The sequence below is a fragment of the Wolbachia endosymbiont (group A) of Cydia splendana genome, assembly GCF_947179475.1.
GTDB lineage: Bacteria > Pseudomonadota > Alphaproteobacteria > Rickettsiales > Anaplasmataceae > Wolbachia > Wolbachia pipientis.
The window spans coordinates 141314-156733 of the sequence record NZ_CAMXBP010000002.1 but is presented as its reverse complement, the minus strand read 5'-3'; the positions used below and the strand labels follow the sequence as shown (position 1 = coordinate 156733).

The window sequence follows — 15420 nt, the reverse complement described above, 5'->3', positions numbered from 1 at the left end:
AACCATTATAGCCTCAAAATACGTGAATTTATAGTGATATATTGATTTTCTATTGATTTTTTCAACTGTTACGGAAAATTAAGCAGCGTTTGATAAATCGTCATTCCGCTACTTGTTAGCGGCTGAGATACCGCGACGGTATGACGGTTAAGTAGGCCAGTGCCCCTATGATGTCATCCCAGTGTCAAGCACATAGCTGTACGAACGTTGTAGTTTAGGAGCAATTCCCACCAGTGGGCCAGTGCCCAGACACTGGTTCTATGCAACTTAATTAAAAACGTTTGTTTTAGCGTAAGACAACTACCTTTAGCTCATCAGCTCAGTTATAAGCAAAATTTCTGGATTCCAGACTGGAATGACACCATTTGCTGTGCAATTTACCTTCAAAAATGAATGTTCGTACAGCTATGTGTCAAGCACTGGGATGACACCATTCTTTTTTCTGGATTCCAGTGTCTGGGCACTGGAATGACACCCCCCTGATAGGCTCAAATCATAGTGTTTGTACAGTTGTGGGTTTAGGCTACCTATAAATTCTAAACTGTTGTTACGTATTAGGACCACCAAATACACCCCCAGGACCCAAAGTCAGTTTAGCTATATCAGAAAACAGGTTATGTGGAAATCTTAAAATACTTCTTGTTCGCCAAGCAAAATAAATACATTCCTACAAACAAGCAGATGCTCAATACTGACACATAAGAAAACTTAAAAATTAAATCTCTAATGTATATTGATAAGCATTTACCTGCAGAAAATTTGTATAGTAATCCAACACATACAACGGCACTATCAACCACTGATGCTATAATTAAAGTAATGAAATTTGCCATATGAAAATTCAACTTGGACTTCAATTTTTCAAAAATAATTATGCTTGAGAGAAGAGATACTAAAATTGCAGTATATGAAATCAATATCATCAAATTAAAACTTTGCCATTTAAAAACACAACATAGCGCTGTACACACTATTAAGTTGTACGTAGCTTTGCTTCTGCCATAAAATTCAACCATTGAATTTACAACTAAAGCAGCTCCCACAAATAAGGCAGCACATATCATCAATTTATTTGAAGTGTTGAGTAAAGAAAGACTGATAAACAGGAGTATCGATAAAATAGACATAATTACCTACCCAAAATTAATAACATACATTCATTCTAAATAAACATTACATATAGTAAAAGAGTTATTTAGCATAATAAGAAAAATATTTTATATTAGCATGCCACATCTTTCAGATCTACTTTTAAAACATCCTTTATGTTTAGCACCTTTTTCTCTGTTACTTTGCCAATACATGAATAAACTGCACCTTCAAACAATTCTTCAAACCTCTTCTGATTGTGTGGTGCAATAGTAACCAAAATTCTACTTTGCGATTCAGAAAACATTATTATCTTGTTTATTATGTCTGTATTTTGTATTTTTCCTATTGGCACTAGTGAAAGATCGATTTCAGCACCGAGATCTCCTGCAATTAGCGATTTTGCCAGAGCAATAACTAATCCGCCTAAGTTTGGTGCAATTGCAGAGGCAATTATGCCATCTTTTATTGCCTGGTTGTAACGCTCATACAACTTCCTAGCGCTCTTTGCATCAACTTTTGGTACGTTGTTATTACCTATTCCACTATATAACTGATATTCAGATCTACCAAGTTCATCAAGTGTTTCTCCAAGCACGTATATTAAGTCTCCTGGCATTTTTACATCAAGCGATACCGCATTTTCAATATCTTCTATAATTCCAATTGCTGAGATGAGTAATGAAGGTGGTGCAGATATCATCACTTTCTCGCCATTTTCATCATATCCCTTAAAGTCGTTAAACATACTATCTTTTCCGGATATGAATGGTGTTTTAAATGCAGTTGCAAAGTCGTAACAAGCCTCTGCAGCTCTCTTTAGTTGCCACAACCTTTCTGGATTATAAGCATCACACCAACAAAAATTGTCGAGCAACGCTAGATGATTTATATTTCCTCCTGCGGCTACATAGTTGCGTATCGCGGTGTCAATTGCACATGCTGCCATGTGGTAGGTGTCAATTTCTCCATAACTTGAGCCAAATCCTTGCGATTTTACAACACCTTTATTTGAAGAAAGGATTGGTCTTGAAACAATAGCTTCACTGCACACTCTTCCCTTGCCCTGCAGTGGTTTCAGCACTGACGACCCTTGAACCTCATGATCATATTGCACCACTATGAACTCTTTACTGCAAATGTTTGGTCTGCTTAACATTTCTTTTAATTCAATTTCTAAAGAAGGCGAACTTGTTGTCATTCCAGCGCGTGGCGCTGGAAGCCCCTTAGACCACGGCTTTGTCTGTAAATGCATTTTAGGATTACCATCATGCAGAAATTCAGTTCCGATATCCATTATTACTGTCCCTTTAGGACATTTAACAACGGCTTTACCACTCTCATTAAACTCTCCAATCACACAAACCTCCACATCATGTTTTTTCATGATTTGCTTAAACATAGGGAGATTTTCTTCTGGCACTGCTAAGGTCATTCTCTCTTGTGATTCTGATATCCATATTTCCCACGGAGCCATACCATCGTTTTTAAGGAGAACCTTGCTCAAATCAACTTCAAATCCGTCTTTTCCCATTTCACCAATAGACGACGACAGCCCACCTGCTCCATTGTCCGTTATTGCATTATAAAGACCAAGATCTCTTGCTTTTATGACGGCATTGGATAGTTTTTTTTGTGTTATAGGGTCACCAATTTGCACAATCGTTGAAGGGCTGTTTCCCGACAAAGCCTCTGAAGAAAACGTTGCACCGTGAATTCCGTCTCTTCCAACTCTTCCGCCAATAATTACGATTTTATCGCTGTTTTTAGGCCCTTTGATGTGTGAAGGTGCGTTATTTATGTTGCGCGGAATAATTCCGACACTGCCAACAAAAACTAACGGCTTGCCACAAAATCTATCGTCAAAATATACCGATCCAAGTTGCGTTGGAATACCAGAGCAATTACCAGCAACATTAACACCGTGGATCACTTCTTTCATTATATATTTTGGCGGTAAGATCTCATCAGTGCGCTCTTTGTCCCTATAAAACTTGCCTTTTGCTTCTTTGGCAAAGCAAAAGTAATAGGTATTCATTATAGGCTCCGCGCCTTTCCCGAAACCCACTATATCGCGATTAACTCCAAGCACTCCGGTCATTGCTCCACCAAACGGATCAAGCGCCGAAGGGCTATTGTGAGTTTCAACTTTATCTACGATTAAGTAATCGTCATTAAAAATTATTCCTCCGGCATTGTCGGAGAAAACTGACACACATATGTCAGAATTTATCTCACGCGTTGCACGCTTAATATAATGTGCGTATAGGCCATCTTTTATTTCATCAATAGGAGAGCAAAAGATATTGTGCTTACAATGTTCAGACCAAGTTTGTGCTAGGGACTCAAGTTCAATATCATATGGATTTCTATTAAGTTTTTTAAAGTAATCCTTTATAGCTTTCATTGCTGCCAGAGAGAGCCCTAAAGTGCCGTTACCATTGATTCCATCTCTGCTGATCTTTTCAAGCTCTTGGTCACTTACATTTAGGTTAACAGGCTTAGCATCCTTTTTCACGGACTGATACTGAGTAAACTTTTTATATTTACCGTAATGCCTCCAATAGCAATTGCCGTTTTTTTTATAAACAAGCGTGCAATACTCAGTGATAGGGTTGAATTCTTGCTTTATATAATCTTCGGTTGGCATGCTTCCTTTACCCAAAATAAGTTTTGAACTTCTTGCTTTGATATGAACGCCTTCATCAATGTGGCCCTTGCTAATTAAATACTCTCTAACAATTTGTTTTGCTGTGTTGCCTACATTATCGGTCATGCCAGGTAAGAAGCTTATCTCCAAGCCCCACTCAGCTTGTGGTTCTATGAAGTCATATTGAACTTCTTCAAGGTTTTCGTTGTAGGAATAATAACGGCAGTCTTGTATGACTTTATTATAAAATAGCCCACAAATTTCTTCATATAATTTTGGTGGTAATTCTTTGTGTATATAAATCGAGTAAACGTTGACTAACCATCTGCGGCCAACTTGCTCACATTTATTTAAAATTTCTATTCTGATGTTTGTCATGTAATGTTATAAAAGATTTTAATATATAATAGCATACAAGCACGTTTATATTTTGAATAATTTCTATACAATAAAAGTATTGTATTAATTGTTACTGTTAGTGGGAAGAGTTTTTACCGTTAATGTGGATGAATCTCTTTTTGATGTGCTGGTTCAGCATATATTTTCTGAATATGAAAGAGAAAAAATCCCTGAAGTAAAGATCATACTTCCTTGCAAGAGGGATGTGATAGCGCTGCTGAGTGCATTCAAGAATTATAACGCTAAAAAATGCATAATTTTGCCAGAGATAGTTTCGCTAGAGAACATCGATGAGGAGGATTTAATATTAAATCTTGATAGAGTCAAAGTTATCAAGCCAACAAAAAGGACGCTGCTACTCATTCAATTCATATTGGAGTGGAATAGAAAAAATAATGATAATTTTCCAATTGATTTAGCTTATAGCCTGCCATCATTGCTTGATAAAATTCAGTATACCCAAATGGCAGAGTTCGATGAACATTCAAAAAAAATAGAAAGTTTCATAAATTTACTTATTGAAACATGGAATAAAATTTTAAAAGATTTAGGAGTAGTAGATATATTAGAACATAAGAGTGATTACATAAACAGTATGATAACCTCTTTACAAAAAGACCAATATATAATCTTTGTTGGAATTGGAAAGGATAAGTCGTTAATTAAGGCTATATATGATCTGCCATTTGGAAAAATAATTTTGCCTAACCTGAATTTGAAAATTAAAGAGAAAGACTGGAAATTGCTTGATAAAAAACACTATCAATATTGTCTGAAAGATCTGCTAGGTTATTTAAGTATAGGCAGAGAGGATGTAAGTTTTCTGCCAGAAGCGTGTTCTCCAGTGCCCAGACACTGGGATCCAGAAAACTTAACTTTAAATGAGCGCACCAGGTGGCTGTATAATGAAAACTGGATCCCAGTGTCAAGCACTGGGATGACAGAAGAAAGGGCTGGGATAACAGGAAGTCCTGAGGAATATCTAGATTACGTCTTTGATACAACTGCCGATCTAAGCAAAGTTAGTAGTGGACATGTTGGCAATATTGAAGTCATCACTTGTGATTCCAGAGAGGAAGAAGCACAAGTGACATCATTAATTATAGAAAATGAAGGTTATGAAAACATTTCTTTGGTCGTCTTTGATAAATTACTTGCAGCTCGTATAGCATGTTTATCAAGGCAACACAGTGCCATACCGGAAAATTACCCTTATATAACGCTTCTGCTTTATAGTATCGAAGTTTTGACCTCAAATTGGAGCAGTGTGTCATTACTTTCGCTCCTTAAACATAGGCTAGTGACTTTTGGTTACACTCAAGAAGAGTACACTCGGATTTTATCTGAATTTGAAATAGAGATATTACGCAACTTTAGTACAAATGGCCTGAGCGATATTATAAATGCTATCAATGCCCATAAAAAGCTAAAATACAAAGAAGATATATTACTTATTATCAGTAAGTTAGAGGTTATATTTAATCCTTTACTTCGTTCTATAAATTGCTCTATTTTTGATGTGGTAGCAACTCATTTGCAGTGTATTAATATATTATCTGGTATAAATTTTTCAGAGCTAAATAGTGAAATAGGTAATTTTACCTGTAATTTCTCAAATGCATGTGAGGGTGTAGGAATTAAATGCTCCTTAGAGTTATATAGCCAAATTCTGACCTTATTTTTAGAGAAAGAGTTTTTCTCTGTAGCAAGTGACTTGAATAAATTCAGCTTATATCACAACAAAGTTGTAATACTTGCTGGATTTAATGAAGCGCCAAGCTTTCAAAATCCGCTTTTGAATGCATTTACGAGAGAAAAATTTAATCTTCCTTCCGTGCAAGAAGAGCAGGGGTATTTTTTTTATACTTTACACAATTTGTTTTGTGCAAGTAAGGTTTATATTACAAGATCGCTAAGCCATAGAAAACCAATTCTATTGCAGCGTTTGGAAATTCTACTCAAGGAGGGGAAGCAGCCGTATCGTGATTGGCTAAGGATATTAAATACGCCTGAATGTACTGTTCCATGTACTCAGCCTATGCCAAAACCTCAAACCGAAGTTAGAAAAGAAAAAATGCAGGTGATGTCTTGCAGTGCAATAGAAAAGCTAATTCGTAATCCTTATTCATTTTACGTTGAATATATACTGGGCCTTAAACAATTAAGAGACTTGAATTTTAAGCCATCGATATTGGAATTTGGCACTATGGTACACAACATTCTTGCAAGATATTTACGCAACAAAAAATCTCCAATGAGCATTGCACGAGAAGCATTCTCGACTAGTCAGTTTAATTTTTCAAATATGTGGTGGGTAAGACTACAAAAGATAATTCAATCTTTTGTCGAATTTGATGAAACTCGAAGCAATTATGTTGAGTTGGAAAAGAACTTTTCCTGTCCGATATTTCATATTCCAGCGCGTGACACTGGTTCTTGTGATCAGTATGAAACTGCTTGGATGACAAATAAGCCACAAGAAATTTCACTGATAGCAAGATGTGATAGAGTTGAGTATCTACCAAGTGGGCAAGTGGCAATTATAGACTATAAGCTTGGTACACCACCTTCCAATGAAGAAGTAATGTCGGGATTTTTTCCGCAATTAATTTTACAAGCCTTAGCGGTAGAACATATAACAAAAAGAGAAGTCTCAGAACTTGCTTATTGGAAACTTGATTATGATAAAATAAAAGTTATTTCTATACAAAATTATAGATACAAAATGCAAGAATTAAAAAATGATCTGCCTGGTTTTTTATCTAACTATTTAAGTAATTCCACACCCTTTATTGCCTCTCCATATTTTGATAAATTCCTGAGATTTAACAGCTATAAACAGCTAGAAAGGGTAGGAGAGTGGTTGTAAATGGTGTCATCCGAGTACCTGACACTGGTTTCCATCCAAAAGGGTGTCATCCCAGTGCCCAGACACTGGGATGGCTTTGTTGCATCACACTTTATGAGATGGTGATTTATGGTAAATTCATGTAACTATCTCAAATTTAGCCATACCAATATCAGTGAATTTATTAAGCAAATAGCATTTAGTTCTTTTTCTCGATTTATCTCAGATTTATTCCTAAAACTAAATCCGAATATTTGCTTTAATCTTGAGAAAAACCCTTCAATATAAGATCTTTTCCCATAATTTACTTCTTTTTTCCATTCTTTCATGCCATCTTCACCGTATAATTTTATTAACCTAATAGCAGCATTCCTGTTAGACATATAATCTATTTCTGGATGTTCTGCCGCATTGTTTATTGGTGGAATTTTTGTCTTTATATCATATTCGTTACACAACTTATAAAACTTGTGCCTATCACATGCTCTATCTGCATATAGTGCTTTTATGGCATGCTGAAAATCAACTTCTTTTAGCAAATCACAAGCTCCATAGTGATCAGAGTAGACACCGTTACTGTATTTTACAGCTACGGCTTTTTTGTTGTTTATATTCAACATTACGTGCAATTTTCTCGTTTGCTCATAGCCACGATATTTTCTGTCAGTGCTATTTTCCTTGCTGTGTGTTGTTGTATATACTAATTCCTGTACTGTCTATAGCAATTTCGATATCTTCCATATTATTTTCTGCAATCATTGATCTTAATATTGAGTTTCTTAAACCTTCTTGATGATTGTGAATAGCTGATAACTGCCAAATCTCTTCCTATTTGTTACAAATACCCTTTTATAAACCCGACTGTTTGTCTTAAACCAATTCTAAAGAAACTGACGATTATATGCACCAAAATCACAACTTTATCACTATAAATATAGTTGCCGCCCTGCATTTTTGGACAATTCTCGTACCAATTTTCTATGGCGTCATTGATATAACAAAAAATGCTTCCTCTTTCTTGGAGAAATTTGTTATATTCATGGCAGTTACTGACTCTCATTTTTTGTGGCATATTTTTTCTTCAACAGTTAAATGGCTATTTATAATGAATTTTGTCAGTAATTGCCAGTTCTTTTCACTTGAGCGATGCAACAAAGCCCACTGGGATCCAGTTTCACCTTGTGATGGTGTCATGAAAGTAGCTGACACTGGTTTCCATCCAAGACGGTGTCATTCCTTACTATTACCCACAAATATAAATGGACTAAAAAGTAAAATATTACAATATTAAAGTTTGCAAATATTGAGGGTGTAAAATGGCAAGTAAAAGTAGTGAATGGGCTAAAAATGAATTTGGAGATAAAAGATTAACTGACCGATTAGTAAAGATTGCTGATAGTTTGATAAGTTTACCTGAAAGCTCAATTAATGAGGCATGCGGAAGTTGGTCAGAAGCAAAAGCAGCATACCGTTTTTTTCAAAATGAGAATGTAAAAGAAAGTGATATTTTAGCTACACATATTAATAAGACGGTTGAGAGAACAAAAGCTCACAAGAGGGTTCTTGTCATTCAAGATACCAGTTACATTGTATATAATAACCATAAAAAAACAAGCGGATTAGCAAATTTGTCCAGTTATGATACTGCAAAAGGTATTATAATGCATACAGCTCTTGCCGTTAGTATAGAAGGTTTGGTACTAGGGATACTAGATCAAAAAGTTTATTCAAGACCTGAAGAAACTGAGAACCTTAAAAAAAAGAGCGATCGCATTGAAGATAAAGAAAGCGTAAAGTGGTTGGAAACTTTAAGAAAAACAAATAATATTATTGATCCAACTCAAACTGAGACTATAACTGTATGCGATAGAGAAGCAGATATATATGACTTTTTTGAGCTTGCACATAATCTTAATTCGGCAGTGCTAGTTAGAGCATGCAGAGATAGAGCAGTAAATAGAAAATCTCGATATCCTGAAAAAGGTGAGCAGAAGTTATGGGCATTTATTAAATCCTCTCATTGTACAGGTACGGTAGAAGTTGAAGTTCCTGTAAAAGATAATAAGCCAAAAAGAACAGCACGTTTGGAAGTTAGATTTGGAAAGTTTATGATGAATCCATCTAAGAATAATATTAGGCATAAGACGGAAGAACTACCTAAATTACCACTTTATGCAGTTTATGTTGTTGAGAAAACTCCCCTTCCCTTAAAAAAAAACCGCTAGAATGGATGCTATTAACGAATCTTTCAGTTAATACTTTCGATGAAGCTGTTGAAAAAATTAGTTGGTATCAACTATGTTTTTTAAAAATTTTTTTATTTGTGTAATTTTGCAAATTATATGGGCAATAAAAACCCGTTTGTCATAGAAATAGAATTTTATATCAAACAGCTACCACAGCAATTTCTGCTTAAGCTAATGAATATGTGCTTTAAGTCTGTGTGGACGCACATATTCATTAGCCAATTTCAGTTACCGTTGTGAAGATTTTTAAGTATGCAAATTAATTGCTTCTTTAAGTCTTGTATTAGCAATTACTATAATTTTACGCATTAGGGCTGTTATAGCCACCATCTTCTTCTTACCACTTTCAACAAGCTTAGAATAAAAGGCGCCAAGTATAGATTTTGACCTTGTAGCAGCCATAGCGGCTGTAAAGAGCTTTGAACGAACGTTGCTTCTACTACCTGTAATCCTTCGGTAACCAACAGCTTTACCACTTTCTTTTGGATGCGGTGCAACTCCGGCAAGACTTGCTACTTCTTTTCTGTTTAAGTAACCAAGCTCTGGCATTAAACACAAAAAATCTTGTGATAACTTTTTACCTATTCCAGGAACTGTTTTAAGAATTTTTTGGCGTTGTTGTAATTCGCGGCTTTCATCAATAATCTTTTGTATAGTATCATTGAGTTCGTTTATTTGACTATCGAAAAACTCAATGGTCTTTTGACAGCTTTCTTTTATATGATCATTTTCCGGTGCTTCAAGTCTGCATTTTTCTTGAGTTCTCATTTGCGTAATATCATCACGACGTTGACAAAGTGCAGCCAAAGTTGATTGTTCTGTAGAGGTAGGTACAAATAGAGAGATAGTTCTATGGCGTTCAAATCCATATTGAGCAAGAGCTCTTGCATCTGATCTATCAGACTTTGCTAAAGTTCCGTGAGATAAAATAAAGCTTTTTACTTTACGAGTATTAGCTCGATGCACGGCAATATTTTTGTCGGTAAGAAAATGTGATAAGCCAAGCTCATATTTCCCTGTATTTTCTAAAGTCACTAAAGCATTAGGTAGAATATCTGAAAACTCTTGAAATAATTGTTGCCAACCAGAAGCATTATTATCAAATTCGACAGCATTCTTCTGTTTGTGAATTGCAACGACATTTTTAAATTTTCCGATGTCAATGCCAATAAAATTTTGATAAGATGTAACCATAATAAACCTCGATAGTTTTAGTTAATTTAAGATTGTAAACGGGTGCATATATATGTCCCAAGCAACTATTCAAACGTATCGAGAGATAGGGCTAGCGTACCTTGATACCAACGGTTGTAATACCAATTTCCTTTCGGTCGCGCACGCCCGCTATTCCTAGTGAACAGGGTTATCTTTCTCTCTTATCTCTTTTATATCACGTTTTTAACTTACAATTGCCTTAGATGGAAAATAGAGATATTACATAAAATTTTAAATTCGGTCTCAAAGTTGAAGAATGTAGGCTTGGAATAGCAGAAAGACTAATGAGATATCTAACAGTTATGAGTATTATTGCTTGGAGGATCTTCTTTATTACATCAATTGCAAGAGCTAACCCAACATTACCATGTACTACCTTATTAGCTGAAGAGGAATGGAAAGTTTTATACGTTAAAATACACAGAAAACCATGTCCAAGTGTAGTTCCCAACATAAAAGAAGCTGTTTCATGAACTTGGAGGCCATTTAGCAAGAAAAAATGACCCAGAACCAGGACCTTATGTTCTTTGGAAAGGATATAAACGTCTCTTTGATTTAGCAGAAGGATGGCGACTTGCTCACGAACCTCATATTTGTGGGTAATAGTAAGTTGTTAGCGGGATCTGGAGATACCGCGGCGGTATGACGTAGGGAATCTTACTTATTATAGCTATAGTTCTACATGAATTACAAAAGTAATATTTACTAGATCTTAATATTTTAGATCTATATTTTAATAAATAATGAGCTGTAATTAGTATGAATAATCCATTTAAAAGTGAGAACTATAAAAAAAATCTCGATTCTCTGATCAAAGCTGTAAAGCTAGGAAATGCAGAGAAACAATATAACAAAACGTTAAGGGATTTATCTCATGCATTAGAAGGTTTTACAGGTGAGGCAAAAGGTATAGCTGAGTTTGTTATATATACTGACTTGAACAATTATGTAGAACAGCCATTAGGTCTTTTTAAAACATTAATGAATAGAATTTTGGGAAAAAATTTTCCAACCAAGAACAGTAGTATAAGTAATTTTGTAAATGATGAGTTGTCAAGTTTCACTTTAGAAACAGCAGCTAAGTATACAAGAATTTTAAAAAAAATTGATCTCTTGGAACAATTAGAAAAAGATTTCAGAAAAAATAATATTTTAAAAGATTCTTTAAATTTAGAACAAAGTGAAAAGAGTCAAGGAAAAGATAGATCACACGAAGTGAGTTTGGAAGGTAGAAAGCAAAAGGAAGGTACTTTTGAGCTGCGAAAAGAAGAACAGCCGAAAGAAAAATTAGGTGGTAATCGCATGAGGCAAATAAAGCGACCAACAACAGCACCTCCGGCTGCTCCAGATTCGAGGAAGGTACGCTTTAAATCAGAAATATCCTCAGATGGAGAAAGCAAGGCAAAGTCTACATCTTCTTTACTAAAAGGAGCTAATAGTTTTAGTATGCCTGATGCTAAGGAAAATCCTTCTGAGGATTCAGGCTATGAAAGTTCATTAGATCAGGGGTCTGAATATGAAGACATATCAAATTATCAAGAGAAAAAGCAAAAGGAAAATCCTTTATATGAGCAGAGAGAAGATTCAGGCTATGGAAGTTCATTAAATGAAGAGTCTGTATACAAAGAGATATCAAATTATCAAGAGAAGAAGAGTAAAATTTTAATAGAAAATTCGCAGAGTTCAAAATCGCCCAAAGAAGAGCCAATTTATGCAACCATACGCGTCAAGTTAAGGAAATAAAGGTATGAAAGAGATAGAATAATAAGGTATAAGTTCTCCCAGATATACTTTTAGTGAGAGAACCAATGAATAAAATAACTTGCTTATCAAAAAAGCTCAAAGAATTTTTTAATGAAAAAGCAGAGAAAATCTCAATTACAACAAGGTTTATAAAAAGAAAGAGAAAGCTAAAAGGTTCATCATTCGTAAAAGCCATGGTCTTGGGTAATATAGGAGTTGATAATTGTAGCGTAGAAACAATGTGTCAATTACTAAACGAGGACTCGATAGATATAACAAAACAAGGTTTGGATTTTAGATTTACTGAAGAAGCAGTGGAATTTATGAAAAGGATGTATAATGAATCTGTGATTCTCTTTAAAAATATCTTGCAAGTTGATTGCAAAATCTTACAGCAATTTAATAGTGTTAAATTATTGGACAGTAGCTATATTACTCTACCTAACAGTATGGAAGAGATGTATAAAGGTTATGGTACTAGCTACAGTGGCTATGAAAGCAATACTAAGTCTGGAATAAAGTTACAATTAGTTTTCGACTACATGAATCAGATAATAGACCAACTTAATTTAACGGAGGGGGTAAGATCAGACCAGGGATATAGGAAACATTTAAGTAATATATTAAGCAATGATTTGCTAATATCTGATCTCGGTTATTTTGTGCCAAGTTCTTTTAAACAAATCAATGAAATAGGAGCTTATTTCATAAGTCGTTATAAATCCGATACCAACATATATGATGTAGAAACAAATCAAAAAATGGAGTTATTAGAATGTTTAGAGGATAAGTTATTTTTAGAAAACGAGGTATTGTTAGGAAAAGAAGCAAAAATTAGAGTAAGAATTATATGTCAGAAACTAACTGAAGAACAGTCTATGGCCAGAAGAAGGAAAGCTAATAGATTAGCAAGATCGCAGGGATATACATCCTCTAAAAGAAATCAAAAATTGTTGAACTGGTCAATATTTATAACTAATGTTCCAGAAAATAAAATTAGTGCTGAGCAAGTATTAACGATTTACAGAGTAAGGTGGCAAATTGAGTTATTATTTAAATTGTATAAAAGCCATATCAGGCTTGATAAGCTAAAAGGAAAGCCATGCAGAGTATTATGTGAACTATATGCTAAATTGTGCGCAATTCTTATATTTCACGGCATAGTTGGTTGCACAGAAGTGAAAAAGAATACAGAACTTAGCTTAACAAAGGCATTTATTGAGCTAAAAAGGCGGGTTAGAGAGTTATTTTTAGTATTAACCAAAATTAATAGTTTAAAAGCATTTCTTAAAAAACTCACTATAACTTGGTCGCGATTTTCATTAAAAGACAAACGTAGAAGGGCTAGAGTATCCACTTTAACCTCTCTAAATTTGCTCACAATCTCTTAACTTGACGCGTATGATTTATGCAACAGTTCCTAAAGAACATATAGAAGCAAAAAGAGAACGTAAGCAGAAACAACAACCTCAATCCCTCGTACCACCAAAACCACCGCAAGTGCCAAAAAAAATGTTTACTACTGGTCAAGAAGTTAGACAAGAATCGAAAGTGGTAATCAAAGATAAACCTGCAGTACCGCCAAAGCCTAAAAATCTAAGCCGTGCTAATCAAAAAGTAAGCACAGAGCCAAAAGTAGTAGGAGTAATTCTTAAAAAATCAGCTGAAAGAGTACCACTAAAATCTGAAAATCAAGACAATAGGAAATCAGCACAAAAAGCTGCTGGTAAGGCGATACCAAAAGTAGCAGCAGCTACTATGAAAGGAGGAGCTAATCGCGAGATGGGCAGTAAAGTAAAGGCATTAAAAGAAAAATTTGAGCAAAATCAAGCAAAAGGAAATGCTAATGTACAGCTTGCTGAAAGCAAAACCACTCCAGCAGCACAAGCGGATATCGGTGTGAAGAAAAAACAATCTCATTCATTTCTAACAGAGAATAAAAGATCTGCAACGAAACACGTAACAGCAAAATCTGATCCAAAATCTCATATCAGCAAAAATTCCCTTCTCACGCATGCAAATGTAAAGGAAATGGTTGCACAAATTGAGAAAGGAAAAGGAGGAAGATAGTAACATTTGGGAAAAAAACATATGTGTCAAGTCAAGAGATTGTGAGCAAATTTAGGAAATTATAGCTAAACTGACTTAGATTTACCGACAATTTGAAAAACCGTCATTCCGCTAACTATAGTATTTTCAAAAGCGAATGATAAAGGTATAATATGTTTTTTTAAAGTAGGGAAAGCGATGGTATATAGTGTAGATTTAAGGGAAAAAGCAGTGTCTTTGGTAGAAAAAGGAAAGTCAAAGGTTGAAGTTGCAGAGGTTTTTGAGATAGACACTATATAGATGGCTAAAAAAGAAAGCTACTGGCCAAGGTCTCAAAGCGGTAAAAAGTACTGGTTTTATTCGAAAAATAGATCCAGAAATACTCAAAGAATATGTCAAAAAACACCCAGATCACACACTAGCAGAAATGAAACAAAACCTTGGCTTTGGGATAAGTGCAATTTGGTATAGATTAAGACAGCTAAAAATAACCTTTAAAAAAAGTCACATTCTATCAAGAGCGCAATCAAGAAGATAGGCAGCAATTTATCGATAAAGTCTCAAAAATAGACCACTGTAGCATTTTATATATAGATGAAGCAGGAGTGACTATACCGAGAATATGCACGAGCTCCAAGAGGAGAAAAAATATATGCTGATGTTCCAGGAAAAAAGCGGGAAAGAGTGAGTATAATAGGTGGATGAGAAGTTTATTGCACCAATGACCTTCACAGGAGGGTGTAATAAAGATATATTTAATGTATGGTTAGAGCGAAGATTACTTCCACAATTACAGCGTGATACAACCATAGTTATGGATAATGCTACATTCCATAAAACTCCCAAAACAAAGTCATTAATAGAGTCTTTTGGCTGTCATTTGCTTTATCTTCCAACATATTCACCTGATCTAAATCCGATAGAGCATTGTTGGCACACCATCAAAAGTTGCCTCAGACCTCTAATGCATCAATGTACAGACTTACACCTTTTAGTTGGTAATACCATTTTAGACGTTTATCATTCGTTTTAGAAAATACTATAGTTGAAATAGCGCAGTTACTCACCCCATAAATTTGGTGCTCTCTTTCAATCAAAGGTGTCTTGCTGCTTGAAATGTTTTCTTTGTAAAAATTTGGCTTATCTTTATATCATCTCATTCAAACAGCATTAACATAACT

The 15420-nt window shown here is 34.8% G+C and carries 10 protein-coding genes and 4 pseudogenes; 9 read left to right on the top strand and 5 right to left on the bottom strand.

From position 1 onward, the window contains the following. Positions 1–614: 614 nt before the first annotated feature. The gene (locus tag OM961_RS06500; protein WP_006279733.1) at positions 615–1127 is read right to left on the bottom strand and encodes a hypothetical protein; all 513 of its coding nucleotides are present in this window, start codon (positions 1125–1127) and stop codon (positions 615–617) included. A 95-nt stretch (positions 1128–1222) separates the two neighbouring features. Continuing rightward, positions 1223–4117, bottom strand: a complete 2895-nt coding sequence (locus tag OM961_RS06495) for a phosphoribosylformylglycinamidine synthase subunit PurL (RefSeq protein ID WP_264339662.1) — start codon at positions 4115–4117, stop codon at positions 1223–1225. 100 nt (positions 4118–4217) lie between these two features. Here OM961_RS06495 and OM961_RS06490 point away from each other — a divergent pair, with 100 nt between their 5' ends. Next, a complete protein-coding gene (locus OM961_RS06490) occupies positions 4218–7007 on the top strand; it encodes a WPE palindromic element domain-containing protein (protein ID WP_264339661.1) in 2790 nt (929 codons plus the stop codon). A gap of 117 nt (positions 7008–7124) precedes the next feature. Here the strand turns inward: OM961_RS06490 and OM961_RS07740 are convergent. Both OM961_RS07740 and OM961_RS06475 read right to left on the bottom strand, forming a co-directional pair. Next, a pseudogene (locus OM961_RS07740) lies at positions 7125–8058 on the bottom strand (IS5 family transposase). Continuing rightward, entirely contained in the window at positions 8043–8195 is a 153-nt protein-coding gene (locus OM961_RS06475; protein ID WP_155975182.1) for a hypothetical protein, read from the bottom strand. Before OM961_RS06475 ends, OM961_RS07740 begins: the two are co-directional and overlap by 16 nt. A 107-nt stretch (positions 8196–8302) precedes the next feature. Between OM961_RS06475 and OM961_RS06470 the strand changes: the two are divergent. Further along, a pseudogene (locus OM961_RS06470) lies at positions 8303–9285 on the top strand (IS4 family transposase); the annotation flags it as partial. A 193-nt stretch (positions 9286–9478) separates the two neighbouring features. On the opposite strand, the gene OM961_RS06465 reads toward OM961_RS06470, so the two are convergent. After that, positions 9479–10426 (bottom strand): IS110 family RNA-guided transposase, encoded by a 948-nt coding sequence (locus OM961_RS06465; RefSeq protein ID WP_264339659.1) that lies wholly within the window; start codon positions 10424–10426, stop codon positions 9479–9481. Between the two features lie 216 nt (positions 10427–10642). Between OM961_RS06465 and OM961_RS06460 the strand changes: the two are divergent. The 7 genes and pseudogenes from OM961_RS06460 to OM961_RS07410 form a co-directional block, all read left to right on the top strand. Next, positions 10643–11050 (top strand): annotated as a pseudogene (locus tag OM961_RS06460) (IS4 family transposase); the annotation flags it as partial. 156 nt (positions 11051–11206) lie between these two features. Then, the gene (locus OM961_RS06455; RefSeq protein WP_264339658.1) at positions 11207–12190 is read left to right on the top strand and encodes a hypothetical protein; all 984 of its coding nucleotides are present in this window, start codon (positions 11207–11209) and stop codon (positions 12188–12190) included. A gap of 65 nt (positions 12191–12255) precedes the next feature. After that, positions 12256–13581 (top strand): IS4 family transposase, encoded by a 1326-nt coding sequence (locus OM961_RS06450; RefSeq protein ID WP_264339118.1) that lies wholly within the window; start codon positions 12256–12258, stop codon positions 13579–13581. A gap of 10 nt (positions 13582–13591) precedes the next feature. Further along, positions 13592–14260 (top strand): hypothetical protein, encoded by a 669-nt coding sequence (locus OM961_RS06445; protein ID WP_264339657.1) that lies wholly within the window; start codon positions 13592–13594, stop codon positions 14258–14260. A 177-nt stretch (positions 14261–14437) separates the two neighbouring features. Next, positions 14438–14539 carry an IS630 transposase-related protein gene (locus OM961_RS06440; protein WP_213863610.1) on the top strand — a complete coding sequence of 34 codons (102 nt, stop codon included), beginning with the start codon at positions 14438–14440 and terminating at the stop codon, positions 14537–14539. Positions 14540–14588: 49 nt separating this feature from the next. After that, positions 14589–14777: pseudogene (locus OM961_RS07415) on the top strand (IS630 transposase-related protein); the annotation flags it as partial. 159 nt (positions 14778–14936) lie between these two features. Continuing rightward, positions 14937–15272, top strand: a complete 336-nt coding sequence (locus tag OM961_RS07410; RefSeq protein ID WP_049973597.1) for a transposase — start codon at positions 14937–14939, stop codon at positions 15270–15272. The last annotated feature ends 148 nt before the right edge of the window (positions 15273–15420 follow it).

Excerpts from the sequence above, each read along its gene's own strand:
- OM961_RS06495 (WP_264339662.1), bottom strand. The coding sequence starts at position 4,117 with ATGACAAACATCAGAATAGAAATTTTAAATAAATGTGAGCAAGTTGGC.
- OM961_RS06450 (WP_264339118.1), top strand. The coding sequence starts at position 12,256 with ATGAATAAAATAACTTGCTTATCAAAAAAGCTCAAAGAATTTTTTAAT.
- OM961_RS06440 (WP_213863610.1), top strand. The coding sequence starts at position 14,438 with ATGGTATATAGTGTAGATTTAAGGGAAAAAGCAGTGTCTTTGGTAGAA.
- OM961_RS06445 (WP_264339657.1), top strand. The coding sequence starts at position 13,592 with ATGATTTATGCAACAGTTCCTAAAGAACATATAGAAGCAAAAAGAGAA.
- OM961_RS06465 (WP_264339659.1), bottom strand. The coding sequence starts at position 10,426 with ATGGTTACATCTTATCAAAATTTTATTGGCATTGACATCGGAAAATTT.
- OM961_RS06455 (WP_264339658.1), top strand. The coding sequence starts at position 11,207 with ATGAATAATCCATTTAAAAGTGAGAACTATAAAAAAAATCTCGATTCT.
- OM961_RS06500 (WP_006279733.1), bottom strand. The coding sequence starts at position 1,127 with ATGTCTATTTTATCGATACTCCTGTTTATCAGTCTTTCTTTACTCAAC.